Annotated in this window: 1 protein-coding gene; it reads left to right on the top strand. The window is 66.2% G+C overall.

Annotated features, from left to right (window positions below; genetic code table 11):
- Positions 1 to 166 precede the first annotated feature (166 nt).
- Positions 167 to 819, top strand: a 653-nt coding sequence (locus G7A99_RS22120) for a phytanoyl-CoA dioxygenase family protein (protein ID WP_163144143.1), incomplete at its 3' end; no start/stop codon positions are given.

Genomic DNA, 819 nt, shown 5'->3' with positions numbered 1-819 from the left:
CCCCGCATGGACGTGCCGGATAGTACGCACGGCATGTGCCGGTGCCGGGGCTCCGCCCGGCCCCGCGCCACGAGCCCGGCGACTGGCATGCACGGGTCGCGTGGCAGCGTTCGCTGCGCGCAGCAGGGTTCTTTCCGTATCGCTGGCGATTCAGGGAGGTGCCGACATGCTGAACAGCAAGGATCTCTATCCCACCCGCACCGAGGCGCCCGTGGGCGTGATTCCGCGACTCGACCCGGTGATTCACTCCGACGAGAACGGCCACTGGTCCGGTCCGCTCACCAGCGACGAGCTCCGGCGTTTCGAGCACGACGGCTATCTCTTCTTCGAGGGGCTTTTCCCGCCGGAGGAGGTCGAGGCGTTCCGCGATGAGCTGCGCCGCCTGGAGGCCGATCCCGATCTGGATGACTGGGACGGCATGATCCGCGAGCCCGAAAGCAACGAGGTGCGCTCGGTATTCGGGATTCACCGCGCGGCCATCTCGGAGCGGTTCAACCGTCTGGCCCGGGATCCGCGCCTGCTCGACCGGGTACACCAGCTCCTGGCGAGCGAGGTCTACATCCACCAGTCCCGCATCAACTACAAGCCCGGCTTCCGTGGCACGGGCTTCAACTGGCACTCGGACTTCGAAACCTGGCACGCCGAGGACGGCATGCCGCGGATGCGGGCCGTGAGCTGCTCGATCATCCTCACCGACAATCACGCCCTCAATGGGCCGCTAATGCTCATCCCCGGCTCGCAAAAACACTTCGTCTCCTGCGTGGGGGCCACACCGGAAGACAACTACAGGCGTTCGCTCAAGGTCCAGGAGTTCGGCGT

The sequence above is a fragment of the Arhodomonas sp. KWT genome, from assembly GCF_010993615.1.
Note: the sequence above shows the minus strand (reverse complement) of the source record. Positions and strands in the feature narration are given on the sequence as shown.